Annotated in this window: 27 protein-coding genes and 2 pseudogenes; 6 read left to right on the top strand and 23 right to left on the bottom strand. The window is 42.4% G+C overall.

The annotated features are described in order from the left end of the window. Nucleotides 1–11: 11 nt before the first annotated feature. The 6 genes and pseudogenes from AC6I9F_RS02225 to AC6I9F_RS02200 form a co-directional block, all read right to left on the bottom strand. Entirely contained in the window at nt 12–584 is a 573-nt protein-coding gene (locus AC6I9F_RS02225) for a PD-(D/E)XK nuclease superfamily protein (protein WP_498022464.1), read from the bottom strand. Further along, a complete protein-coding gene (locus tag AC6I9F_RS02220) occupies nt 577–1,380 on the bottom strand; it encodes a DNA methyltransferase (RefSeq protein WP_080976080.1) in 804 nt (267 codons plus the stop codon). Before AC6I9F_RS02220 ends, AC6I9F_RS02225 begins: the two co-directional genes overlap by 8 nt. Next, on the bottom strand, nt 1,370–2,224 hold the full coding sequence (locus AC6I9F_RS02215; RefSeq protein ID WP_004238417.1) for a DNA adenine methylase: 855 nt from the start codon (nt 2,222–2,224) through the stop codon (nt 1,370–1,372). The genes AC6I9F_RS02220 and AC6I9F_RS02215 overlap by 11 nt, the downstream gene beginning before the upstream one ends. 156 nt (nt 2,225–2,380) lie before the next feature. After that, nucleotides 2,381–2,785: a PaaI family thioesterase gene (locus AC6I9F_RS02210; protein ID WP_000651223.1), complete on the bottom strand. Its 405-nt coding sequence runs from the start codon at nt 2,783–2,785 to the stop codon at nt 2,381–2,383. A 69-nt stretch (nt 2,786–2,854) separates the two neighbouring features. Continuing rightward, nucleotides 2,855–4,336: pseudogene (locus tag AC6I9F_RS02205) on the bottom strand (UDP-glucose--hexose-1-phosphate uridylyltransferase). 18 nt (nt 4,337–4,354) lie between these two features. Continuing rightward, a complete protein-coding gene (locus tag AC6I9F_RS02200; protein WP_498022461.1) occupies nt 4,355–5,533 on the bottom strand; it encodes a galactokinase in 1,179 nt (392 codons plus the stop codon). Between the two features lie 164 nt (nt 5,534–5,697). On the opposite strand from AC6I9F_RS02200, the pseudogene galR reads away from it, so the two are divergent. After that, a pseudogene (gene galR, locus AC6I9F_RS02195) lies at nt 5,698–6,677 on the top strand (DNA-binding transcriptional regulator GalR). A 61-nt stretch (nt 6,678–6,738) separates the two neighbouring features. Here the strand turns inward: galR and AC6I9F_RS02190 are convergent. Further along, nucleotides 6,739–7,596: a cation diffusion facilitator family transporter gene (locus AC6I9F_RS02190; protein ID WP_049511521.1), complete on the bottom strand. Its 858-nt coding sequence runs from the start codon at nt 7,594–7,596 to the stop codon at nt 6,739–6,741. 132 nt (nt 7,597–7,728) lie between these two features. Between AC6I9F_RS02190 and AC6I9F_RS02185 the strand changes: the two genes are divergently transcribed. Further along, nucleotides 7,729–8,265, top strand: coding sequence for a TetR/AcrR family transcriptional regulator (locus AC6I9F_RS02185; protein ID WP_049511522.1), 537 nt, complete (start codon nt 7,729–7,731; stop codon nt 8,263–8,265). Nucleotides 8,266–8,417: 152 nt separating this feature from the next. Here the strand turns inward: AC6I9F_RS02185 and pnuC are convergent, their stop codons facing one another. The 7 genes from pnuC to pepA all read right to left on the bottom strand — a co-directional run bounded on the left by pnuC (nt 8,418) and on the right by pepA (nt 14,991). Next, nucleotides 8,418–9,224 carry a nicotinamide riboside transporter PnuC gene (pnuC, locus tag AC6I9F_RS02180; protein WP_498023160.1) on the bottom strand — a complete coding sequence of 269 codons (807 nt, stop codon included), beginning with the start codon at nt 9,222–9,224 and terminating at the stop codon, nt 8,418–8,420. Nucleotides 9,225–9,567: 343 nt separating this feature from the next. After that, nucleotides 9,568–11,088 (bottom strand): ABC transporter permease/substrate-binding protein, encoded by a 1,521-nt coding sequence (locus AC6I9F_RS02175; protein ID WP_498022458.1) that lies wholly within the window; start codon nt 11,086–11,088, stop codon nt 9,568–9,570. Next, nucleotides 11,081–11,809, bottom strand: a complete 729-nt coding sequence (locus AC6I9F_RS02170) for an ATP-binding cassette domain-containing protein (protein ID WP_173274764.1) — start codon at nt 11,807–11,809, stop codon at nt 11,081–11,083. The genes AC6I9F_RS02175 and AC6I9F_RS02170 overlap by 8 nt, the downstream gene beginning before the upstream one ends. A 13-nt stretch (nt 11,810–11,822) precedes the next feature. After that, nucleotides 11,823–12,587, bottom strand: a complete 765-nt coding sequence (locus tag AC6I9F_RS02165) for a nuclear transport factor 2 family protein (RefSeq protein WP_498022455.1) — start codon at nt 12,585–12,587, stop codon at nt 11,823–11,825. A 3-nt stretch (nt 12,588–12,590) separates the two neighbouring features. Beyond that, nucleotides 12,591–13,034 (bottom strand): MarR family winged helix-turn-helix transcriptional regulator, encoded by a 444-nt coding sequence (locus AC6I9F_RS02160; RefSeq protein ID WP_173213151.1) that lies wholly within the window; start codon nt 13,032–13,034, stop codon nt 12,591–12,593. Nucleotides 13,035–13,610: 576 nt separating this feature from the next. Then, nucleotides 13,611–13,907 carry a bacteriocin immunity family protein gene (locus AC6I9F_RS02155; RefSeq protein WP_498022453.1) on the bottom strand — a complete coding sequence of 99 codons (297 nt, stop codon included), beginning with the start codon at nt 13,905–13,907 and terminating at the stop codon, nt 13,611–13,613. Nucleotides 13,908–13,926: 19 nt separating this feature from the next. Next, nucleotides 13,927–14,991 carry a glutamyl aminopeptidase gene (gene pepA / locus AC6I9F_RS02150; RefSeq protein ID WP_498022452.1) on the bottom strand — a complete coding sequence of 355 codons (1,065 nt, stop codon included), beginning with the start codon at nt 14,989–14,991 and terminating at the stop codon, nt 13,927–13,929. Between the two features lie 236 nt (nt 14,992–15,227). Between pepA and AC6I9F_RS02145 the strand changes: the two genes are divergently transcribed. From AC6I9F_RS02145 to AC6I9F_RS02130, 4 genes are all read left to right on the top strand, one after another. Further along, nucleotides 15,228–16,187, top strand: a complete 960-nt coding sequence (locus AC6I9F_RS02145; protein WP_498022450.1) for an ABC transporter permease — start codon at nt 15,228–15,230, stop codon at nt 16,185–16,187. Then, on the top strand, nt 16,177–17,133 hold the full coding sequence (locus AC6I9F_RS02140) for an iron chelate uptake ABC transporter family permease subunit (protein WP_498022448.1): 957 nt from the start codon (nt 16,177–16,179) through the stop codon (nt 17,131–17,133). Before AC6I9F_RS02145 ends, AC6I9F_RS02140 begins: the two co-directional genes overlap by 11 nt. Next, the gene (locus AC6I9F_RS02135) at nt 17,130–17,882 is read left to right on the top strand and encodes an iron ABC transporter ATP-binding protein (RefSeq protein ID WP_368081572.1); all 753 of its coding nucleotides are present in this window, start codon (nt 17,130–17,132) and stop codon (nt 17,880–17,882) included. Before AC6I9F_RS02140 ends, AC6I9F_RS02135 begins: the two co-directional genes overlap by 4 nt. A 95-nt stretch (nt 17,883–17,977) precedes the next feature. Next, nucleotides 17,978–18,943: a siderophore ABC transporter substrate-binding protein gene (locus AC6I9F_RS02130; protein WP_368081571.1), complete on the top strand. Its 966-nt coding sequence runs from the start codon at nt 17,978–17,980 to the stop codon at nt 18,941–18,943. 217 nt (nt 18,944–19,160) lie between these two features. On the opposite strand, the gene yidD is transcribed toward AC6I9F_RS02130, so the two are convergent. From yidD to racE, 9 genes are read right to left on the bottom strand one after another with little or no spacing between them, the layout of a single operon-like run. Then, nucleotides 19,161–19,403, bottom strand: coding sequence for a membrane protein insertion efficiency factor YidD (gene yidD, locus AC6I9F_RS02125; protein ID WP_000821624.1), 243 nt, complete (start codon nt 19,401–19,403; stop codon nt 19,161–19,163). Then, nucleotides 19,403–20,125: a pseudouridine synthase gene (locus AC6I9F_RS02120; RefSeq protein ID WP_054376474.1), complete on the bottom strand. Its 723-nt coding sequence runs from the start codon at nt 20,123–20,125 to the stop codon at nt 19,403–19,405. The genes yidD and AC6I9F_RS02120 overlap by 1 nt, the downstream gene beginning before the upstream one ends. Beyond that, nucleotides 20,112–20,681, bottom strand: a complete 570-nt coding sequence (gene scpB, locus AC6I9F_RS02115) for an SMC-Scp complex subunit ScpB (protein WP_498022444.1) — start codon at nt 20,679–20,681, stop codon at nt 20,112–20,114. Before scpB ends, AC6I9F_RS02120 begins: the two co-directional genes overlap by 14 nt. An 18-nt stretch (nt 20,682–20,699) precedes the next feature. Next, nucleotides 20,700–21,428, bottom strand: a complete 729-nt coding sequence (locus AC6I9F_RS02110) for a segregation/condensation protein A (protein ID WP_498022443.1) — start codon at nt 21,426–21,428, stop codon at nt 20,700–20,702. Next, a complete protein-coding gene (gene xerD, locus AC6I9F_RS02105) occupies nt 21,428–22,162 on the bottom strand; it encodes a site-specific tyrosine recombinase XerD (protein WP_498022441.1) in 735 nt (244 codons plus the stop codon). The genes AC6I9F_RS02110 and xerD overlap by 1 nt, the downstream gene beginning before the upstream one ends. Next, the gene (cbpB, locus tag AC6I9F_RS02100) at nt 22,159–22,620 is read right to left on the bottom strand and encodes a cyclic-di-AMP-binding protein CbpB (protein WP_498022439.1); all 462 of its coding nucleotides are present in this window, start codon (nt 22,618–22,620) and stop codon (nt 22,159–22,161) included. The genes xerD and cbpB overlap by 4 nt, the downstream gene beginning before the upstream one ends. After that, a complete protein-coding gene (locus AC6I9F_RS02095) occupies nt 22,617–23,138 on the bottom strand; it encodes a metallophosphoesterase (protein WP_020902175.1) in 522 nt (173 codons plus the stop codon). Before AC6I9F_RS02095 ends, cbpB begins: the two co-directional genes overlap by 4 nt. Further along, nucleotides 23,114–24,085 (bottom strand): nucleoside-triphosphate diphosphatase, encoded by a 972-nt coding sequence (locus AC6I9F_RS02090; RefSeq protein ID WP_498022437.1) that lies wholly within the window; start codon nt 24,083–24,085, stop codon nt 23,114–23,116. Before AC6I9F_RS02090 ends, AC6I9F_RS02095 begins: the two co-directional genes overlap by 25 nt. After that, nucleotides 24,082–24,876, bottom strand: coding sequence for a glutamate racemase (racE, locus tag AC6I9F_RS02085; RefSeq protein ID WP_050972309.1), 795 nt, complete (start codon nt 24,874–24,876; stop codon nt 24,082–24,084). The genes AC6I9F_RS02090 and racE overlap by 4 nt, the downstream gene beginning before the upstream one ends. Nucleotides 24,877–24,907 lie beyond the last annotated feature (31 nt).

The following is a 24,907-nucleotide window of genomic DNA, read 5'->3' as shown; positions in this document are numbered from 1 at the left end:
TCACCTTGTAATTAAAATAAACCAAAAAATGTCATGTCGTATTCATCAAGCATTATTTTGATGCCATCCCCTCGTAACATTTCAAAAGTATCACGATATTTATCTTGACCAAAAAAACTTTTATTTCCAACAAATATGAATTGCACAGAAAATGGTTCACCCTCTTGCACACTATCTAACAAACGTTGATAAATACGTCTTTTATTGCCAAAGCCCAGTAGTTTTTCATCAACACTTCCTTCGCTTTCCTGCCATTTTTTCTCAACTATATAAACTGTATGATTTTCAAAATTTATAAATACTTCATCTGGTTTCCATTGTTTAGAATTGGTATTCTTAATCCCCAATTCTTTCAAAAAATCATAAAATCTATATTGAGGCATAATTTTACCAATGATTTCTTCTTCCCCAACTCTAAAAACTTCAAATCCTTTTGTTGCTTTTCTATCCTTGAAATCTATTTCGTTAACTTCATATCCTGGAAGGGAATCTACTAATTCCGAAAAATCAGTATCTCTTTCAAATTTCAAACCATTAGTGGTCGTTTTGGCTCCTCCTCCATGTTTATTTGGTTTTCTAGCCATAGTTTTCCTCCTCTAATCTTCTTCTAGCTATCTTCAAATATTCTTTTTCAGCATCGATACCTATAAATCTTCTACCTAATCGCTTCGCAACAACACCCGTAGTGCCACTACCAACAAATGGATCTAGAATATAGTCACCCTCTTTAGTAGAGGCCAAAATTATACGTTCCAATAAATATTCTGGTTTTTGTGTTGGATGCTTGCCAGCCCATTTCTCAGCTTTTTTCGTCAAAGCACCTGTCCAAACATCTTTCATTTGCTTACCATCATTTAGCTCTTTCATCAAATCATAATTGTAGTAATGACGAGCTTTTTTATCATTTTTTCTGGCCCATAAAATGGTTTCTGTAGAATGGGTAAAATAACGACAAGATAAATTGGGGGCAGGGTTTGTTTTCTGCCAAGTAATGTTATTTAGAATTTTAAAACCTTCTTGCTCTAATGCCATTCCAACTGAGTATATGTTGTGCAAACTCCCTGAAATCCAAATAGTCCCATTAGGCTTCAAAACTTCTTTTGCTAAACGAATCCATTTACGATTGAATTCGTGCTTTTCCTCAAAGGAAGAAATCTTATCCCAGTCACCTTTATCTACAGATACAACCTGTCCCCCAGAATTTGATATACCACCGTTACTCAAAAAATATGGAGGATCAGCAAAGATCATGTCCATGCTTTCTGGTTTCATTTTCGATAATAACTTAAACGTATCTGCATGAACAAGAATCATTTTATCTTTATTATAGTATGGTTTTGTCATTAAAACACCTCCATACTTATATTCGTTATTTTTCATAATTTGTGACTATAATTTCAGAAATTTTTCCTCGACTCGAAGATTTTGCTCCATTAGTTCGGGTAGCTTCAACATAATGGATATTAAAATCTCGATACAACTCCTCTACCAAAAAACTAGAGGAGTTTGACAACATAACATAAGCCCCTGCATCACTCAATTTCTTAAAGGTATCTCTTAATCTTACTTGATCATCATATGAAAACCCCTCATGAGTGTAGGAAGTAAAGGCACTTGTCTCTGACAATGGAATATACGGGGGATCAAAATATACAAAATCCCCTGGTTGAACATCCAAAACAGCCTTTTCAAAATCTCCTTTTTTAATTTCTATTTGATTATTATTCAGATAAGTTGAAATAGCAGATACCAAATTCTCATCAACAATTTTAGGATTTTTATAACGACCATAAGGTACATTAAACTGATTCTTAGAATTCACACGATATAAACCATTAAAGTCTACTCTCAACATATAGAGTATACGTGCTGCCCTTTGTACTTCAGACATCATATCTATTCTTTCATCACGATCAGCAGAACGTAAATCTAAATAATATTCTTTTGAATTATATTCCTGATGAACTTTCAAAATTTCAATCAATTCTTGAGGATTGTCCTTAATTTGTTGATAGCAATTTATTAGTTCAGCGTTAAAATCGTTAATGACTGCATCTTTAGGAGCTAAATCAAAAAATAAAGCTCCACCTCCAACAAAAGGTTCAAAATACCTGTTATAGGTTTTAGGCATTAATTCTCTAATAACAGGCAATAATTGTCTTTTACCACCTGTCCATTTCGTGAACGGTTGTAAAGTAACTTCCTTTATTTCTTTTATCTTCATGCTTTTAATTATACCATAGAAATTAAAACACAACTCTTGTATTTTCTACCACATTACTAAATTTTCTATTTTAGAATTAAATCATATCAATATCAAAAAATGAGTAAGGCAAATTTTATAAATTCCAAAATTCACCTCACTCTATTAAATTACTCTTTATATCCTTACCTGTCTATCTTCTGACCGTTGGCCTGTGACAAACATGGTGAAGGTTGCTTTGCAGACATTTCTGCCTTCTTGATTGGTAATATCGACATCCACTACACAGGTTGTGCGACCTTGATGGACACATTCTCCTTTAATGGTCAATACATCGTCGAGTTTTCCTGCTTTGAGGTAGTTGATAGAAGATTGGAGTGTCACCCCATCAAGCCCCAGCGAGATAACCACCAAACCACTGATTTGGTCACATAGTGTGAATAGATAGCCACCATGGGCATTGCCATAGTAGTTGAGCGACGAGTCCACTACTTTCGTCGTCACCACAACGTGACCATCTCTCATTTGTTCAATTTCGTAATTTTCAAAGGCAGATATAGCGTCAAAATGAAAGTCTTTCATCGTTTCCTCCTGATATTTCAAACGACACTATGATACTACTTTTTATAGGACTGTGCAAGGAGAAAGCACCTAGTCTGGCAAAATTCCGACCTGCTCCACAAAGCGCATAAAGGCTGTCTGCCCTTGTTCCGTCTGCTTGTAGACTCCTGCATCCTCAAGTACACGCGCAAAGATAGTACCCACAGAGTCCTTGACGATTTCAAGGGCTTTTTCTTTATCTGTTATGTCTGGATATTAGCCTCTAAGTTGGTCTGCCCATTCCTGATGATAATCGGCAACTGTATCAGCTTCTCCTACAAGATAGCTAGCGACTTGCTCTACTTCTTCTTTTAGACGTGGTGGCAAGATGGCCAAGCCCATGACCTCAATCAAGCCGATATTTTCCTTCTTGATATGTTGGACATCCTTGTGAGGATGATAGATCCCGTCAGGATGTTCTGCAGAAGTCTGATTGTCTCTCAAGACTAAGTCCAACTCAAACTGTCCATCACGCTTACGCGCTATAGGTGTGATGGTGTGATGCGGTGTCCCATCTGTCTCTGCCAAAATCTGCACTGCAGGATCTGAATATTGCCGCCATTCTCGCAAAATCTTATCAGCCAAGTTGATCAAATCTTCTTTGGAATCCGAAGTCAAACGCAACACTGACATTGGCCACTTGACAATCCCAGCCTTAACCTGCTCAAAACCAGCAAATCGGAAGGTCTTTTGCAAGAGAGCTAATTCCATAGGAAATACGTGACGACCTCCCTGATAGTGGTCATGAGTCAGAATAGAGCCCCCCACAATCGGCAAGTCGGCATTAGATCCAGCAAAATATCCTGGAAACTGCTCTACGATAGCCAACAGACGTTCAAAACTCTGACGACTAATGGCCATGGGACGATGCTGGCCATCTAAAAAAATACAGTGCTCATTAAAGTAAGCATAGGGCGAATACTGGAAGCCCCACTCCTGACCCGCCATTTCAAAGCGGATAATTCGGTGATTGCTACGGGCTGGGTGGTTGACCCGACCATGGTAGCCTTCATTCTCTAGACAAAGCTGACACTGAGGATAATTGCTAGCTTGCACCAACTTAGCTGCCGCAATCTCCTTTGGATCCTTTTCAGGCTTAGAGAGATTGATGGTAATTTCAAGTTCACCGTAATCAGATGGAACACGGTAAGCAATGTTCTTAGCAATGGCCTTGAGTTTGATGTAGTCATTCTTCTGACTGAGTTGGTAGAAATCCGCTATCGCTTGCTCTGGTGACTGGGCATAGGTTGCCCAAAAGTCACGATTGACCTGACTCGGACAAGGAGTCACCAAGTCCATCAGTTCAGCACCAAGGATTTCACGCGCAGTCTGACTATCCTCAATCGTTTCTAATCGAACGGCTTCCTCAACTAGCTGGTCCTTGAGGTCAATCAATTTATCCAGATTGGTCTCAACTTCCAAAACACCATTTCCCACTCGTGCCAAGACACGATTGGTCAGGTAGATTCGATCCATTTCCTCAAATGAATTTTCAGAAATGATATGTGTTACAAATTTATCTACTAAGGTCACTATAGAGCCTCCTTTTGACTAGTCAAGGACGCGAGTGCCACCTGCAACTTCAGCGATATAGAAGTTTGGAGCGTATCCAACTACTTCTTCGTAATGCTTGCCTACAGCTTCTTTAAAGGCATCAACAGCATCTTTTTGCACCAAAGCAATGGCACATCCGCCAAAACCTGCCCCTGTCATACGAGCACCGAGAACGCCTTCTTGTGCCCAAGCTGTGTGAACAAGGGTATCCAATTCCAAGCCAGTTACTTCATAGTCATGCTCTAAGGAAACGTGTGACGCATTCATCAAGCGACCAAATGTTTCCAAATCTCCTGCTTGAAGGGCTGCTTGAGCTTTGAGGGTACGTTGGTTTTCAAGCACAGCATGGCGAGCACGTTTCAAACGATTTTCATCTTTAATCAAGTAGCTATATTGGTCAAAGGCCCACTCATCCAATTCACCCAAGGTCTGAATATCTAAAGCAACTTGCAACTCTTCCACTGCTTTTTCACACTCAGCACGGCGTTCATTATATTTAGAATCCGCCAATTCACGACGTTTATTGGTGTTCATAATAACAACGACATTGTCCTTCAAATCAAGTGGTACCAAATCATACTCTAAGGTGTTGGTATCAAGGTAAATAGCACGTTGGTCAGCTCCCATACCGATAGCAAATTGGTCCATGATACCAGAGTTGACTCCGATAAAGTTGTTTTCTGTTTGTTTTCCGATTTTAACCAAATCCAAACGGTCTAATTTTAAGTCAAAGAGATGCTCAGCCACTACTCCTGTCAAAAGTTCCAAGGATGCTGAAGAAGACAAACCAGCACCATTTGGGATATTCCCATAAACATAAAAATCAAAACCTTTATCAATCACGTGCCCAGCTTCTTGCAAGAAATGAAGAACCCCTTTTGGATAGTTGGTCCAGTTATGCTCTTTTTCAAACTTGAGGTCGGCGAGAGGCACTTCGATAATACCCTTGTCCTCAAAGTTAGCTGAGTAGAAACGCAAGACTTGGTCATCACGTTTGCGAGCAGCCCCATAAGTTCCTAAGGAAATGGCTGCTGGAAATACATGTCCACCATTATAGTCTGTGTGCTCACCAATCAAGTTGATACGACCTGGTGAAAAGAAGGTTTGATCTGCTTCTTGACCAAAAACAGCAAGAAAGTCTTTACGAAGTGCTTCTGCAGTAAGATGTTGTGACATATGAATTCTCCTTTGACTGTCCGTTAAGTCACCTTAACGTGTAATCGTTTTCTTCTATTGTATCCAAGGGATTTCCCAAGGTCAATCCTTTTTACTAAAATTTTACTAAATTATCAGTAAAAAGCAGAAAAATATGATATACTAACCTTAAAGAAGGAGGATTTATGGCTACCTTAAAAGACATTGCACAACTAGCTTCTGTCTCTATCGCGACCAGAGTCTATCTGTTACAGAAGAAACCCGACACCGTATTTTAACCGTTGCTGAAGAGCTGGACTACACCAAGCACCTCAAGACAGGCGAGTCCCACAAACCCAAGCAAAAGATTGCCATTATCCAATGGGTCAGCGAACAAGGAGAGCTGGACGATCTCTACTACTACCAGATTCGCCTAGGCATAGAAAAAAGAGCCCAAGAGTTGGACTATGATATCTTGCGCTATTTTAATGACCATCCTTTTACCCTAAGCGAGGAGGTGATTGGGATTCTCTGCATCGGAAAGTTTAGCCGAGCTCAGATTTCTGCCTTTGAAGAATACCAAAAGCCTCTTGTCTTTCTAGACAGCGATACCCTCTCACTAGGACACACCTGCATTATCACGGACTTTTACACTGCCATGAAACAGGTTATCGATTATTTCCTCAGCCAAGGAATGAACCGTATCGGGATTCTAACAGGGCTTGAGGAAACAACCGACCAAGAAGAAATCATTGAGGATAAGCGGCTGGAAAATTTCAGAAACTACAGTCAAGCAAAGGGAATCTATCATGATGAACTAGTCTTTCAAGGAAGCTTTACTGCCCAGTCTGGCTATGACTTGATGAAGGAGGCCATTCAGAGTTTAGGAGACCAACTCCCACCAGCCTTTTTCGCAGCCAGCGATAGTTTGGCTATCGGTGCCCTCCGTGCCCTCCAAGAAGCTGGAATCAGCCTGCCAGACCGCGTCAGCCTCATTTCCTTTAACGATACTAGCCTGACCAAGCAAGTCTATCCTCCCCTCTCCAGCATCACCGTCTATACCGAAGAAATGGGCAGAGCAGGCATGGATATTCTTAATAAGGAAGTACTCCACGGTCGCAAAATCCCTAGCCTTACTATGCTGGGAACCAGACTGACATTGAGAGAGAGTACAAGGAATGATTAGGATTACAAAACGACCTCTAGCAAGGCTGTTTCTCTAATAATCTCTATGATTCTGCTCCAACTCACACCTTTCGCTTATGTGCTTGGTGACTTTCTAGGTCTGCATCAACTTCAATGGTAATATTTTGAAAGCCACAATTTTTGAGGAAAATTCGAATAGATTCTTTACAAGTTTCCATATGCTCCATCTCTTTTAAACAAACATGGACAATGGCATTTTTTTCCAAACCATCCATAGTCCAGAGATTAAGCTGATTGATACTAGCGACATGGTCCAATTCTGCTAAATCCGTCTTGATCTTCTGGATATCTACTCCTTCTGGCACTGCATCGAGGAATATCTTGAGCGTGCTCCAAAAACGTGGAAGGGCTTTTGACAGAATAAAGAAGGAAATAACAAGAGACAAGAGCGGATCCAAGATATACCAATCGGTAAATCGAAGAACAATGGCCATCAGGATGACAGTCACCCAACCCAAGGTATCTTCCAGAAAGTGCAGGCTGAGAATGGATTCGTTCTTGGTTTGTCCTTTGCGAATGACGAGACTCGCTAGCACATTGATAGTAATCGCAATAATTCCTAACCAGAGAATCCCCTCATCATTGACCGGTTGTGGATGAAAGATTTTCGCTATATTTTCCAAAATGACCAAAACGGACCCTGTCATAAGAATCACAGCCGTTACCATGGCCCCTAAAAGGCTAAAACGCTTGTAGCCCAAGGTATAGTGGCTGTCTTCTTCACGATTGGAGATACTTTCCAAAAAGGCTGAGATCCCAATAGCAATCGCATCTCCCAAGTCATGCACCGAGTCAGCAAGAACTGCACTGGACCCAAACACTCCACCAGCGATAAACTCGACAATGGCATAAGTCAAATTTAAGAAAAAAGCTAGCCAAACAGTATATTTTGCCTTCATATTTCTCATTCCTTTGTTATAATAGATTTATGAACATCTTGTTCATTATCATTATCCACTAAAACTCAAAGAAAGGATAGAAGCAAAAGGTCAGCTTTATTCAGTTCTGAACAATTTGCCCCAAGTGTCCATATGACTAACATTGACCGCCGTATCAGTAAAACAAAAAAAGCCATCTATCAAGCTTTTCTACAACTTTTGAATGCTAAGGGCTACGAGACCACTACTGTTCAGGATATCATTGATCTTGCAGATGTGGGACGCTCCACCTTTTACTGTCACTATGAGAGTAAGGAGCTGCTTCTGGACGAGCTCTGCCGCTACCTCTTCCATCACCTCTTTGAAAGAGAAAAATCCATTTCAACTAAGGTTTATCTCGCCCATCTCTTTCTTCATTTTCAGAAAAACCAAGACCATATCACCAGTCTGCTATTCTCCAAAAATGACTATTTCCTTCGCCAACTTCATAAAGAACTGGAGCACCATGTCTATCCCATGTTGGCTGATGAGTTGAAAGAATCTCACCCAAGTCTGCCTGTTTCTTATCTCCAACACTTGGTCGTGACCAACTTTATCGAAACCTTGACCTGGTGGCTCAAAAAAGGGCAAGACTTCACAAATCAGGAAGTTGTCCAGTTTTATCTAGACCTTCTCATTTCTAAAGACTAAATACAGACTAGAGCTCAGTTGCCTTATGCCCAGGCTACTGAGTTTTTATCTTTTCGACAATAAAAGAGGAACTACTGCTCCTCTTTTTCATCATATCCAATCCTTGATTATCAACTCTATCTGTTTTATCCCAAAACTTAAAACATCTTTTCCTAGTTAGGTAAATCAGTATTCTGCTTTGCTGCCTTGCTCCATTGATACCAACCAACTAGACTGTTAATGAGATAAATTAGGTATTTCCCTTGAATTTGCAGGCTTTCTCCCCACCAGAGATAGATTGAAAAGACATTGGTAGCTGCCCAGAATATCCATTGCTCACGGTAAACAGCTGTCATGAGGATTTGCCCTACCCCATTGGTCGCATCAGTGATGGAATCGCGATAAGGACGATTAGCACCAATAGACTGATAAATAAAACCAAAGGCCAACCACCAAAGAACACTAATGGAAAGATACTTTGTCCAACCCTTGCCGTCCAATTTACGTGCAACAAACTCCTGCTTTTCTTTCTTGAACTGTGCTTGGTAGATCCACACTAGAAGTCCAATTGGCTGCATGACTGTGAAGTAAAGTGTCGTCAGTACCTCACCATAAAAGCCTTTCTGTAGGGCCAAAATAAGGTAAATAGCAGAGTTAATCAAGCCAAAAAGATAATTACTTGCTCGACCTTCCGATACAAAGATAACACAGATAATCCCTGTCAGACTACAAATCATCCCAATCCAGTCAACAATACGGTGTTCGTAAATCAACTCTAGCCAGAGAGGAAAACTTCCTAAAACCAGCAAATACAACCACTGGGCAAAACTACGATGGGCAAAGAGGTCATCCCAGATAGCCTTCATAGTTCCTGAAAATCCTAAATCAGCCATAGCCGCAACCATACGGCGGTAACCACCTGACATTTCACCTAGAGTTGTTTTGATATTTTCAATTTTCTTTTGCAAATAAGTATGCATCATTTCTCCTTTTGTTTTTAAAGAGCCGTGTCTGGATAGACTTTCGGACGCAACGCTCTATTAGATAATGAACTGTCTATACACAAGATTTCCAGCCTTAGTCGACATGAGCTGAAAATCCTTATATTTTAAATGGTTCACAACACATTATACACCTATTTTGTGAATAGCCAAGTGTCTTTACAGTAAAGTTTACAAAATCCTGAAAATTTTCTCTTTCTTTCCCTTTTAAGTGACATTCAGTAATTCTCACATCAAAAAAGCCCAGACGACATTGTCTGAGCGTTCTTTTATCTAGTCGTTTAAGAAAGTTGAGTTCAGTTTGCTTAAAGTCTCTGCCACATCATTTCTTCAACAAACCTTGTTCTTGGAGAAACTCTTTAGCTACTTGTTCTGCTGACTTGCCTTCAACACCGACTTGGTAGTTGAGCTGGCTCATCTGGCTTTCAGTAATTTTGCCAGCCAATTTATTGAGAACTGTTTCCAACTCAGGATGTTTCTTGAGAAGAGCTTCTTTCATCAGTGGTGCCCCTTGATAAGGTGGGAAAAGTTGCTTGTCATCTTCCAAGACCTGTAAATCATAACGCGCCAACTCTGGATCTGTCGAATAGGCATCTGTGATTTGAATATCACCTGACTGAATTGCCTGATAGCGAAGGGCTGGTTCCATGGTCGCCACATTGAGATTGAGACCATACATTGACTGCAAGCCCTTATTTCCATCTTCACGGTCATTAAACTCAAGTGTAAAGCCTGCCTTCAACTGCCCTTCCACTTTTTTCAAGTCCGAAATGGTCTTCAAGCCATATTCTTGAGCAATCTTTTTCGGAACAGCCACAGCATAGGTATTTTGATAAGACATGGGTTTGAGATAGGCTAGATGATCCTGTTTGGCAATGCCATCACGCGCCACCTGATAAACCTGCTCTGGCTCATGACTCACTTTCGGTGATGGCTGAAGTAAACTTTCAGTCACCGTACCGGTAAATTCAGGATAGATGTCAATATCGCCTTTTTTCAAAGCTTCATAGAGGAAACTTGTTTTCCCAAAATTCGGTTTAACAGTCGCAGTCATGCTGGTATTTTCTTCAATCAGTAACTTATACATATTGGCCAAAATTTCTGGTTCCGGTCCCAATTTTCCAGCAATCACCAAGTTTTCTTTCTCTTTTTGAGCTAAGAGGGCTGGGCTATAAGACAGACCGAGCAATATGGTCACCAAGGCAAAACCTGAGAAAATCGTCCGTAATTTTGCTTTTTCCATCACTTTTAGTAGGAAGTTAAAGGCAATGGCAAGCACTGCAGAAGAAAGTGCCCCAATCAAAATCAGACTGGCATTATTACGGTCAATTCCCAAAAGGATAAAGGAACCCAGTCCTCCCGCCCCAATCAAGGCTGCCAAGGTTGCCGTACCGATAACCAAGACCGCTGCTGTCCGAATCCCAGACATGATAACGGGCATAGCAAGCGGAATTTCAAACTTCTTGAGTCGCTCCCACCTAGTCATCCCAAAGGCAATCCCAGCCTCTTGCAGACTCGGATCAATTCCCTTTAGCCCAGTGATTGTATTTTGCAAAATCGGAAAAATCGCATAAATCACTAGAGCTGTCAATGCAGGCAAAGTTCCAATTCCCATCAAGGGAATGAAGAGTCCCAACAAGGCCAGAGACGGGATGGTCTGGAAAATCCCTGCAATCTGCAAGACCCAGTCGGCCAACTTCTCATGATAGCGAAGAGAAACAGCCAAGGGAATTGAGATAAAAATAGCTAGTAACAGGGTCAAAAGTGACAACTGCAAATGTTGAGATAGAGCTGTCAACCAATCACTAAAACGATCCTCAAAAGTTGCAATTAAATTAGTCATGAACACCACCTCCAAACAAGTCTGCTACAAAGTCTGTGGCAGGCGCTTTTAAAATGGTCTCGGGATTCGCTACCTGGCGAATTTCTCCATCCTGCAAGACAGCAATACGGTCCGCCAATTTCAAAGCTTCATCCGTATCATGGGTCACAAAAATCGTTGTCATCCCAAATTCTTTATGCAATTCTTTTGTCAGAACCTGCAACTGTTTTCTCGAAATAGCATCCAAGGCTGAAAAAGGTTCATCCATGAGGAGAATCTTAGGCTGACCAATCATGGCTCGGACAATACCGACCCGTTGCTGTTCTCCACCAGATAATTCACTCGGAAGTCGATGCCCATACTCGGCTACTGGTAAACCAACCTTAGCCAAAAGCTCTTCAGTTTTCTGAGCAATTTCTTCCTTAGTCCAGCCCTTCATCTCAGGAATCAAGGCAATATTTTCCGCAACCGTTAGATTGGGAAAGAGAGCAATGGCCTGTAAAACATAACCAGTAGACAGACGAAGCTCCCGCTCGTCATAGTCTTTGATGCGCTTGCCATCCATATAAATATTTCCATCAGTCGGTTCCAAGAGACGGTTAATCATCTTAATCATGGTCGTCTTACCGGATCCAGAAGGTCCAACTAAAACCATAAATTCCCCATTCTCAATCCGTAAATTGACATCTCTCAAAACATCTTTTTCTGTGTAACGTAAAGCTACATTTTTGTATTCAATCATTCTGTATCCTCATTTAAAACTTCCCTCGATTGGTCAAGTCTTCTACCTTAGGCATGACTTCCTTATTGTCCCAATGCTCCACAATTTTCCCGTTCTCTAAACGGAAGATATCGTACTGGGCATAGGCAACTCCGTCAATCTGAGTCTGACCATAGCTAACCACATAGTTTCCTTGTCCTAAGAGTTGGAAAACAAAGTCGAAAGTGACACCATGTTCAGCCACATAGTTTTTATACGCAGCACTTCCTTGTCCAATTTCATGATTATGCTGAATCAAATCGTCTGCCACATAATCACTCCACTGCTCTAGCTCCCCATTTTGGAAAATTTCTGTCAAGAAACGGCGAACCAGCTTTTTATTTTCTGCTTTCTTATCCAAATCCTTGATTTCAAAATCTCCAAAAATTTGATCTAGTTGGTCATTTTCAGGTGTTCGATAGTAGTCAATGACATCCCAATGCTCAACAATACGACCATTCTCATCCGCACGGAAAGTATCCGTCGTCACCCATTGAGCTTCTCCACCATTCAGATATTGATGAACATGAACAAAGACCAGATTGCCATCCTCAATGGTGCGGACAATCTTAATCTGACGCTCTGGATGACGCTCAAAGAAATCTGCAAAGAAGGCTGCAAATCCTTCTTTCCCGTCAGGAACACCTGTCGAATGTTGGATATAGGTATCCCCTACAGACTGGGCTTGAGCCTCAGCAACTCGTCCGTCTTGAATGGCATGGATGTATAGGTTGTGAGCATTTTTCACTTGTTGTGACATATTTTAATCCTCTTTTGCCTTCACTTTCAGATTTGCCAAAATTCTTTCTTGAAAGGCTTCAAATTGCCGAATTTCTTCCTCTGAAAATCCTTTGTAAAAAATCGTATCCAATTTCTGACTGACACGATGTCCCACTTCTTTCTGGGACTTGCCTAACTCCGTTAAAACTAAATACTTCTTACGCTTGTCTTTTCCACACGGACTAACAATTACAAGCTTTTGTTCCTCTAGCTTTTTTATCATAGTCGTCAGCGTATTATTCGCAAGCCCAGTCGCAAGCGCGATATCTGTCGCAGTTGCGCAGCCAGTTTCACTATTCCATAAAACCGCTAAAATCTTGCCCTGTTCACCCCTATAAAGAGCCTCAGGATCTTGACTCAGTAACTTCTGAAAAATCCGTCCATTCAACAAACGAATATGATGGGCTAGCAAATGACTATTTTTCATAACACCTCCAATTTATTTCGATATCGAAACGAATAAAATAATTGTAACACTTGTCCTTCCAACTGTCAACTATTTCGATATAGAAATAATTTTTGTTAATGATTCACACCACCATACTCCGGCTCAACTAACTTTTAACGAGAGTTTCTAAACTCCCTCGTCCTCCAGTCTACAAAAGTCTTCCATCCGTACTGTCCTATATTTTATTAGGGGATACGTTTTTCCTATCAGACCATTTATTTTAAAGATAGAAGTCAATCTTAATTGCTTCCATCTGTTCTTTTATAGTATATTGAAGTTGGACTAGGGCACTGTATCTTCTAAAACATTGATAGAAAGCGATTTGAATTTCCCAATCAATTTGTTCGTATTTAATTTTACCTTACCCTATCTTTCTCATAGCACTCTTCAAACAGCCTATCCCCTACCGTTTGACGATTCCTCACTTCTCTCCACTTCCATTACAGAAGTTTCTTCACTACTATGGTCTCGGCTAACTTCTCATGATTCCTTGTTACTACTATCTGAGCGCTCACGAGATAGGTCTTATAAAAAATGCTTTGATCCACAATGGAATCAAAGCATTTTAAAAATCTCCCCATACATAAGCGCAGAAGCTGCGGTTCCTCTGTACTTAGCTTCTTCTCTTTTGATAAAGCGGGCCAAGTTGAGCAACTCAGGTGCCGGATGTCTGGGATTCTTGAGCAATTCACGATTGACCAGTCCTGAGAGACGAACTGCCAGCAATTGCTCATTTGTAGTAGGCAGTTTTTTAGCAGTCTCTAGGAGAGCAGCAACTAAATCTTCACTCAAATCATGTCGAGCATGATTGTAAAGATCTGTTACAAGGCTTTCTAGGTTTGGTTCTACCATCCCTACCACCTCCTTAAGTTTAATAATTTTTAATCAAATCAACCGTTGAACGATCCAATTTCTTCACCAAGGCTTGCAAGAAAGCTTGAGCTTCTAAGAAGTCATCCATAGCGTAGAGGGTTTGGTGAGAATGGATATAACGAGCGCAAACACCGATTGTTGTAGATGGGACACCACCATTTTTCAAATGAGCTGCGCCAGCGTCTGTTCCGCCTTTACCACAGTAGTATTGGTACTTGATTCCAGCTTCTTCAGCAGTTGTCAAAAGGAAATCTTTCATTCCTGGGAGAAGCAAGTGACCTGGATCGTAGAAACGAATCAAGGTTCCATCTCCAATCTTGCCTTGACCGCCATAAACATCACCAGCAGGTGAGCAGTCAACTGCTAGGAAAACTTCTGGGTCAAACTTAGTTGTAGATGTATGAGCACCACGAAGACCAACCTCTTCTTGGACATTAGAGCCAAGATAGAGTTCATTTCCCAGTTTTTGACCTGACAGAGCTTCCGCCAACTCGCTAACCATAAGAACACCGTAGCGGTTATCCCAAGCTTTTGAGATGATATTTTTTTCATTGGCTGTCAAGATTGCAGAACTATCTGGTACGATGGTGTCGCCAGGACGGATGCCAAAGCTTTCTGCCTCAGCCTTATCCGTAAAACCGCCATCAAAGACGATATCTGCAATAGCAGGCATGGTTGGTCCACCCTTTCCACGAGTCAAATGTGGAGGGACAGAACCCGAAATCACAGGAATTTCACGACCGTCACGAGTCAGGAGTTTGAAACGTTGGCTGCTGACTACCATGGGGTTCCAACCACCGATTTCAACGACACGGAAGGTACCATCTGGCTTTATTTCGCTGACCATAAAACCAACTTCATCCATGTGAGAAGCGACCAAGACGCGCGGTGCATCCGTAACTTCTGAATGTTTAATCCCGAAAATACCACCCAAGCCATCTGTCACCACTTCATCCACGTGCGGTGTCAACTTTTCACGAAGATAAGCACGGACAGGCGCTTCATGACCTGAGATCGCAGCAAGTTCTGTTACTTCTTTGATTTTTGAAAATAATGTTGTCATTTCAGTTCCTTCTTTCTTTCATCCATTTTACCACTTTTTATAGGAGAAGGATAGCAGGAAGGTTGATAGTTTTTTACTCAGTTTTCCTATAAAAAAGAGAGACAGATGTTCTTTCAGGAATTTTTCTTTCTTTTCACATTAAATTGTCAGAAAATTTATTGACAGATTAAAGAAATCGTGTTACAGTAATATCCGCAGGTATCTTTCGGTACCAAATCAACATGAAAGGATGGGGTATGAAACTTTCTCATTATTTAATTGGCTTACTTCTACTCCTGGTCTTTCTATCTATTAGCATTGGGACCAGTGATTTTTCATGGGGAAAACTCTTTGCACTGGATCATGAAACTTGGCTTCTCTTTCAAGAGTCCCGTCTTCCAAGAACCATTAGCATTCTCCTTACTGCCTCTAGTATGAGTATGGCAGGACTCCTCATGCAGACTATCACTCAAAATCAGTTTGCTGCTCCGAGTACAGTTGGAACCACTGAAGCCGCTAAACTAGGAATGGTATTGAGCCTCTTTGTCTTTCCGTCGGCTAGTCTGACTCAAAAGATGCTCTTTGCTTTTGTTTCATCCATCGTACTTACTCTCTTCTTCCTAGCCTTTATGACCATTTTTACTGTAAAGGAAAGGTGGATGCTACCCTTGATTGGGATCATCTATAGCGGGATTCTCGGCTCTGTGACAGAAGTTATCGCCTATCGTTTCAATCTGGTTCAGAGTATGACCGCTTGGACCCAGGGCTCCTTCTCCATGATTCAGACTCATCAGTATGAATGGCTTTTCTCAGGGCTCATTATCCTGATAGCCGTTTGGAAATTATCCCAAACCTTTACCATCATGAATCTAGGAAAAGAAACTAGCGAAAGTTTGGGGATTTCCTACTCTCTACTTGAAAAACTGGCCCTCTTTCTGGTTGCGCTAACGACAAGCGTCACCATGATTACCGTGGGTGGCTTGCCTTTTCTCGGGGTCATCGTTCCCAATCTGGTTCGCAAGCGCTATGGAGATAATCTGAGTCAAACCAAACTCATGGTCGTACTGGTCGGTGCCAATCTGGTTCTGGCCTGCGACATCCTCTCTCGAGTCTTGATTCGACCCTATGAGCTGTCTGTCAGCCTCTTGCTAGGAATCATAGGTAGCCTCGTTTTTATCCTACTTCTATGGAGAGGGGGACGAAAAGATGCAGTCTAAAAGCAAACATACCAAACTCTTCTGGCTTCTCATTATTCTGGCCATCGGAGCTTGTCTTCTCTACTTTTGGCCCATCACCCATCTGTCTGCCTTTGCTTGGAAGTTGCGTTCACAAAAGATAGTTGTTTATCTCTTGGTGGCTATCGCAACAGGGATTTCGACCATTAGTTTTCAAACCCTAACGGAAAATCGCTTCCTAACACCTAGTATTTTGGGAATCGAATCCTTCTACGTCCTACTACAAACCCTGCTACTGGTTTTTGAAAACAAATTTCTACAGCTTGGGAAGTCTCCTATCTTAGAATTCCTAGTCTTGCTTCTGCTCCAATCCCTCTTCTTTCTCGCCTTGCAAGGCTATTTGAAGACACTGATGAAACAAAATCTGGTCTTCATCCTGCTGATCTGTCTAGCCCTCGGAAGTCTCTTTCGAAATATCAGTACCTTCCTCCAAGTCCTGATGGATCCAAACGAATACGATAAACTGCAGAACAGTCTCTTTGCTTCCTTTCAGCATCTCAATACTTCCATCCTAGCCATCGGCTCTCTGATTATCCTTGCTTTGACCATCTTTTTCTTTCGGAAAGCAGTCATTCTGGATGTCTTGCACCTACAAAGAGAAACGGCTCAGATATTGGGACTCGATGTTGAAAAAGAACAGAGAGAACTCCTCTGGGGCATCGTGCTTTTAACTTCAACGGCCACTGCCTTGGTAGGGCCTATGGCCTTCTTCGGCTTTATGTTGGCTAACCTCACCTACCTGATTGTCAAAGACTATCGGCACAAGTTACTCTTTATCGTAGCCATTCTGGTTGGATTTATTAGTTTGACCTTGGGACAAGCCCTGATTGAACGAGTCTTTGCGCTGGAAATTCGCATCAGCATGATCATCGAGAGCGTAGGTGGTCTCTTATTCTTTATCTTACTATACAGGAGGGCGCGTCAGTGAAACTGGAAAACATTGACAAATCCATTCAAAAACAGGATATTTTGCAAGACATTTCACTTGAAGTCAGTCCTCAGAAACTGACAGCCTTTATTGGTCCAAATGGTGCTGGAAAATCGACTCTCCTCTCCATCATGAGCAGACTGACCAAGAAAGATCAGGGAATTCTCAGTATCAAAGGCCGTGAAATCGAGAGTTGGAATTCGCAAGAACTGGCTCAAGAACTGACTATCCTAAAGCAGAAAATCAATTACCAAGCCAAATTGACGGTGGAAGAACTGGTCAGTTTTGGACGTTTTCCCTACAGCCGAGGTCGACTGAGACCAGAAGATTGGGAAAAAATCCGAGAAACTCTGGACTATCTGGAACTAACCAACTTAAAAGACCGCTACATCGACAGCCTGTCTGGGGGACAACTCCAGCGAGTCTTTATCGCTATGGTACTGGCCCAGGATACAGACTTTATCTTGCTGGACGAACCACTCAACAATCTCGACATCAAACAAAGCGTTAGCATGATGCAGATTCTTCGGAGACTGGTGGAAGAACTAGGGAAAACCATTATCATCGTCCTTCACGATATCAACATGGCCAGTCAGTATGCAGATGAAATTGTCGCCTTCAAAGACGGTCAAGTCTTTAGCAAGGGAAGAACAGATCAAATCATGCAGGCTGACCTGCTCAGTCAACTTTATGAGATTCCCATCACGCTGGCTGACATCAATGGCAAAAAGATCTGTATCTATAGCTAATAACATAGAAGTTCAAGTTAGAGAACCTTCAGTCTCTTAGTCAATAAAACCTAGAGACTCCCTAAATCGTTATCACATTTTAAAAAGGAGAAATTATGAAAACATCCCTTAAACTTTATCTCACTGCCCTAGCGGCCAGCTTCTTGCTCCTACTTGGTGCATGTAGTACAAACTCAAGCACTAGTAAGACGGAGTCAAGTAGCTCTGCTCCAACAGAGGTAACCATTAAAAGTTCACTAGGTGTAGTCACACTTTCAAAAGTCCCTGAAAAGATTGTGACCTTTGACCTCGGTGCTGCGGATACTATTCGCGCTTTAGGTTTTGAAAAGAATATCGTCGGAATGCCTACAAAAACTGTTCCGACTTATCTAAAAGATCTAGCTGGAAAAGTTAAAAATGTTGGTTCTATGGTTGAGCCAGACCTAGAAGCCCTTGCTGCTCTTGAACCAGACCTAATTATCGCTTCACCACGTACCCAAAAATTCGTAGATAAGTTCAACGAAATCGCTCCGACTGTTCTCTTCCAAGCAGGCAAAGATGACTACTGGACTTCTACCAAGGCTAATATTGAATCCCTAGCAAGCGCCTTCAGCGAAACAGGTACACAGAAAGCCAAGGAAGAATTGGCCAAGCTTGACAAGAGCATTCAAGAAGTCGCAACTAAAAATGAAAGTTCTGACAAAAAAGCCCTTGCCATCCTCCTCAACGAGGGAAAAATGGCAGCCTTTGGTGCCCAATCTCGTTTCTCTTTCTTGTACCAAACCTTGAAATTCAAGCCAACTGATACTCAATTTGAAGATTCTCGCCACGGACAAGAAGTCAGCTTTGAAAGTGTCAAAGAAATCAATCCTGACATCCTCTTTGTCATCAACCGTACCCTTGCCATCGGTGGGGACAACTCTAGCAACGACGGTGTCCTAGAAAATGCCCTTATCGCTGAAACACCTGCTGCTAAAAATGGTAAGATTATCCAATTAACACCAGACCTCTGGTATCTAAGCGGAGGCGGACTTGAATCAACCAAACTCATGATTGAAGATGCACAAAAAGCCTTGAAATAAGCTACTTTAAACTCATACTCTTCGAAAATCAAATTCAAACCACGTCAACGTCGCCTTGCCGTACTCAAGTACAGCCTGCGGCTAGTTTCCTAGTTTGCTCTTTGATTTTCATTGAGTATCAACTAACATCTTTACATGATAAAACGCATCCAATCAAGCTCACTCAAACCTGATTGGATGCGTTTTTATCATTTTACTAAAATATTTTTACCCCGCCTCATTTTTCTTCTTGATTCCGTTTAAGGGAAAAATGGTCTGGGACGGGGTCCTTACCTGTTTTCGACCATGGATGGCAACGTAAAATTCGAGCCAAACCCATCAAAACACCCTTGAAGCCATGTTTTTCAATAGCCTGAATCATGTAGTTGGAACAAGTCGGCTCAAAGCGACAAGAGGGTGGAAAGGCTGGTGAGATAAACCGTTGGTAAAAGCGCACAGGCGCTATTAAGATTCGTTTCATTATTTCTTGGTTACAGCCATGGTGTGTAGTTGGCTGATTTCTTTTTTATTAAGACGACGAGATTCTCCTGGACGGAGTCCTGTCAAGTCTAGATGTCCAAAACGGGTACGTGACAACTTGTCCACTTGGAGACCGACAGCTTCAAACATCTTTTTAACCTGGTGGTTACGCCCTTCATGGATGGTCAACTGCACCACAGAGCGGTTTTTAACTGGGTCCACTTTGAGAATCTCATAGACAGCCGGCTTGGTTTTCTTACCATCAATCTCAAGTCCACGGGTCAAGGGACGGAGATTGTCCTTATTGGCCACACCTTTAAGACGCGCGACATAAACCTTGTCAATCTCATTACGAGGGTGAATCATTTCATCCGTAAAGTCCCCATCATTGGTCAAAATCAAGACTCCTGATGTATCCCAGTCCAAACGACCTACAGGGTAGATGCGCTCCTTCACGTTGGGCAAGAGATCGACAACCGTCTTGCGGCCCTTGTCATCTGTCACACTGGAAATCACACCACGTGGTTTGTTAAGCAGATAATAGACCTTTTCTTCGTTGTAGATAGGTTGACCTTCCACTTCGACCTTGTCGCCTGACTTGATGGTCGTTGCTAGTTCACGCACTACTTGACCATTGACCGTCACCAAGCCTTGCTTGATCAGCTCTTCTGCTTTTCTCCTACTGGCCACACCTGCGTGGGCAATATACTTATTGATTCTCATCTTCTTCTATCCTTTCACCAAATAATTGGCTTTCTTGGGCTTGAATCTCAAGCTCATCAATCACTGGTAATTCTTCCAAATGATTTATCCCCATGTAATCTAGGAAATAATCTGTAGTCACATAGAGGTTGGGGCGACCCAACACTTCTTTTTTCCCGTCTTCTCGTATCAAGTCAAAGGCCTGCAACTTTGCCAAGGCCCCACTCGAGTTGACCCCACGGATGGCATCAATTTCTATCCGCGTAATCGGCTGTTTGTAGGCAATAATGGACAAGGTCTCAAGGGCAGCCCGAGACAAGCTCTGGTTGATAGGTGCCTTAGAGTATTCCTTCAAAATCTCTGCAAATTGAGGCTTGGTCACCAATCTATAAGCACCACTTGTCTCAATCAGAGCCAAACTGGAATCTGGGTCCTTTTCATACTTCTGGGCTAATTTTTCTAAACTCTGTTGGATGCCTGTCGGTGGCAGAGAGAGGAGTTCAGCTAACTGGCGGACTCTAATCCCATCTTCACCCGCTACAAACAAGAGCGCTTCTATTTTTGCTAAAGTAATCATCTTTCCTCTCTATCAAGTCTAGCTTTGGGCCACTTGACTTTCTTCCTTCTTTTCCATGAGATAGATATCTCCGAAACTCTCCTCTTGCATGAGGATCAGCTCCTGGGTTTTGATTAACTCTAGGGTTGCCAAAAAGAGGGTGATGACCTCTTGGAGATTCTGGGCTTCCTTAAACAAATCCTGCAAGCACAATTGATCTCGTCCAGTCAAGGACTCTTTCACGATAACCATCATGTCCTCAATCTTATACTCATCCCGCAAGATAGTCGTGTGATTCTGTGCAAACTCCTCTTTTTTCTTGGCTAGGATATTTGAAAAAGCCAAAAAGAGGTCAATGGTCGTCTTGTCATGAACAAGCTCCGCATCTTCGTAAATCAACTCTGTCGGCGCTTTGGAATAGTGCTGGGCCCGTTCTTGGTGCTTAGCTTCCAAGTGTTCACCCAAGAGCTTGAACTTGCGGTATTCTTCGATTTGAGAGAGAAGGTCCTGCTCCAGGTCATCTTCCAAATCTGTCACCTCCGCTACCTTTGGCAAGAGCTTGCGGCTCTTAATCAACATGAGCTGACTGGCCATGACCATGTACTCACCCGTCACTTCCAGACGCATGGCCTGCAGGGTTGAGACATAGGCTAGATACTGTTCGATAACTTCCGTAATGGGCACATCGTAGATATCCATCTGGTACTTAGAAACCAGGTGCAAGAGCAAGTCCAGGGGCCCTTCAAAATCTTTTAGTTTAATATCCATTATCTATATTTTTCTAAGGTCAGGACTGTTTTTAATCCTAATTTTTTTGCAATTTCGTACAAATCGACCTTGTTTTCAATTTGTCGTAGAATGAACTGTTCCCGCAAGGCTTGGGCTGATAAGGCTGGAAAACCTTTCTCCTTGACAAAAGCTTCTAACTGACGAAAGGCCCACTGACGAGAATAGGCTTTCCCTGCCCTTTCAAAGAGATAGGCCTGTCCCATCAAGGGTTCTAATTCTGAAAGCAAGGTTGTGGGAATGCTGACAATCCTCTGTTGGGAAGACTTCTTGATTCGCAACACTTGAAAATCCAGATTGATATCCGCAACCTTTAGAGCTAAAATCTCACTCGGCAAGAGCCCCATTTCTAGGATTAAGAGCGCTAGCAAGCGACCCTCTGAATAGTCACTTTCTTGCCAAAAAGAGTCTAGGTCTAACAGTTCTGGCTTTTCGGTCTTCCTTTCAGCTTGTTTAGCTAATTCCAAACGATAAAAGCTATCCACTTCTCCTTTTTGATAGAGAAAGTAGAGAAATTGGTTACAGGCCGAAATCTTTCGCTTCTGGGCGCTGATTTTTAGATTGGCTAGCTGGGCTTGGTAAATCTTGAGACTGGTCTCAGAAATCCGCTCGCCTACAATGTCTAAAAATTGCTCCAAATCATACTTATAGGACTGCTTGGAATTGGCAGACAGACCCTGCTTTTCTTCTAAAAAGGCTGAAATCCTATCTCTCATCTGCATCGAATCTCATATTCCTTACTAAAGTCATGCAAGAGAGCATTAACGGCCTTGAGGATGGACTTGCGTGTAATAATCCCTTGGAAAATACCCTCTGCATCCACAACCGGTAAGAAAGACTCATCTACCAGCTTGTGCAAGACCTCCGTAATAGTAAAATCAGGCGAGACGACCGCTACGTCCGTTTTGGTCATATGAACAATATCCGTATCCGCCATAATTTCTTGACTCAAGTCATGCTCCATCTGATAAGCCATAATATCTCTGAGCCCAATCGTCCCAACAAACTGTCTTTCATCTGTCACAACAGGAACACGGGTATAGGTCATCTGACTGAGCAAGAGGGTCGCATGATCCGCATTGTGGGTATCAATCAACACGGCTAAATTTTCAGCAGGGGTCAAAAAAGTTTCCTCCTGCCCCAACAAGAAAGTCTCAAACTCCTTGGCAATCATCGGCTAAACTCCTTGGACAAGCCCGGATACACCTCATGGTCTCGTGTCAAAAAGTCCACTTTAAAATAACTGTCATCAATCTCCACACGAGCATAGAGACATTCTCTGATGGTCCCACGTGGTTGACTGATAGAACCTGGATTTAGAAAAAGAGTCTTTCCTTCCATCCAAGCATTTGGCACATGCAAGTGACCATAGAGACAGATATCGGCCTCTTCTTCCTGAGCCCAGTAGTCCAACTTTTGAAAGTTGAAATTGATGTCAAACAAGTGACCATGGGTTTGGATAATCTTGGTCGAACCAAGCTCAGTCACCAAACGTTCTGGGTAACCTGCATAGAAGTCCATATTCCCTTTAACAACACGGATGCCTTCCCAAAGGGGAGAATCAGGACGCAGTTCAGAATCGCCGTTATGAAAAACGGCATCAACTTTGCCCACATAGCGATCACGGATTTCTTCCACAATCAAGCTATCGCCATGGGAATCGCTCATTACAATGATGGTTTGCTTTGCCATGATGGAAATACCTCCAAAAGTTTCTTAACGGCTAAGGCACGGTGAGATTGACTATTTTTTTCTTCAAGGGTTAATTCAGCTGAGGACTTGCCTGTCTCTCCTACAAGGAAGAGAGGGTCATAGCCAAAGCCATTTTCACCCTTGGGTTCAAAGTTAATGTAGCCAGGCCAGTCTGCTTCAACAACCAAGCTTTCCTTGTTTGGATTGGCTACGACTAGGGTTGTATGGAATTGAGCCGAGCGGTCCTTGAGTTCAAAGACCATGGCCAATTCGTGCAAGAGCTTGGCATTGTTTTCACGATCAGTTGCTCCCACACCTGCGAAACGAGCTGACCAGACACCTGGCAAGCCACCAAGGACATCGACCTTGAGTCCAGAATCATCTGCCAGAACCATCTTGCCCGTTAATTGAGAAATAGTTTCTGCCTTGAGACGAGCATTTTCTTCGAAGGTCATGCCTGTTTCTGCTACTTCAGGTAAGTCTGGATAATCATTAAGATTTTCCACATCGTAGCCTAGCTTGTCAAAGATAGCTCGGAATTCCTTGGTCTTGCCCTCGTTACGAGTCGCAATCAATAAGGTTTCTCTGACCTTGTTTGTCTCAAAGAAGGCTTCTACATCAACACCTTCTTTAGGCAATGCTACATGCAGGAGTTGCCCATTTTCAACTAAGAGAACCCCCCCCTGACGTTGAATGACTTCCACATTTCGTCCCATTTCTTGGTTGAGGATATCTACCACAAAAGACAATAAACGGTAGAGAGAACCATAGCGTAAAACAGTAACAGAAACAGGAAAACCTCGATCCTCATCTCGAAATCTTTGGGCAAACTCCAATAGAGGAAAATCCAAGTCATCATCCGTCAACGTCCGGACGCCACCAAAAATACCATAGGACCCGACATACCAGTCCTGTTCATCCTTATATTCATAAATTTTATTTGTCATAATTCTACATGCTCCACATGAATCTCTTTTTCCAGCCATTCTTCACCAATTTGTGCAAAACTTTGGCTACTGGCTGTTGTGTAAAAACGGTGATGAAGTGGTCCAGAATCGCGACCACGATTGATTTCAAAATAATTAAGTAAGACTGAGATGTCCCGTACGCACTCTGCCCCACTATCGATGAGCTGAACCTTGGGCCCCATGACATTTTGAATAATAGGTCTGAGGAGTGGATAATGGGTACAGCCCAAAATCAGGCTATCCACCTTTCCAACCAAGGGACGCAGGGTTTCATAGACCACTTTCTTGGTGACACTGGTTGACAGGGCGCCAGACTCAACCAAGGGAGCAAACTTGGGACAGGCCAAACTCTCCACCTGTAAGTCCGGATCCAAATCATGGATTTTCTGACGGTAGATATCTGATTGTACCGTCATGGGCGTTCCAATCACTCCGATTTTCCCACCTTGGCTGGACTTGATAGCTGCCGAAGCTCCTGGCAAAATCACACCTAGGACGGGAATGTCTAGTTGAGCCTTGATTTCTTCCCAGACGACGGCAGTCGCAGTATTACAAGCAATGACAATCATCTTGACATCCTTGGTCAAAAGAAAGTTGACCAACTGCCAAGTATATTCACGAATTTGCTCAGCAGGACGGGGCCCGTAAGGCGCCCGTGCCGAATCTCCAATATAGACGATTTCTTCATGGGGAAGTTGGCGCATGAGCTCGCGCACAACGGTCAAGCCCCCGACACCCGAATCCAAAAAACCAATTGGTCGATTATCCATACAGTCTTCTTTCTAGTCTTTTTTCTGATTG

The sequence above is a fragment of the Streptococcus nakanonensis genome (assembly GCF_059738785.1).
The sequence above is the reverse complement of the archived record's forward strand: the minus strand, read 5'-3'. Positions and strand labels throughout refer to the sequence as shown.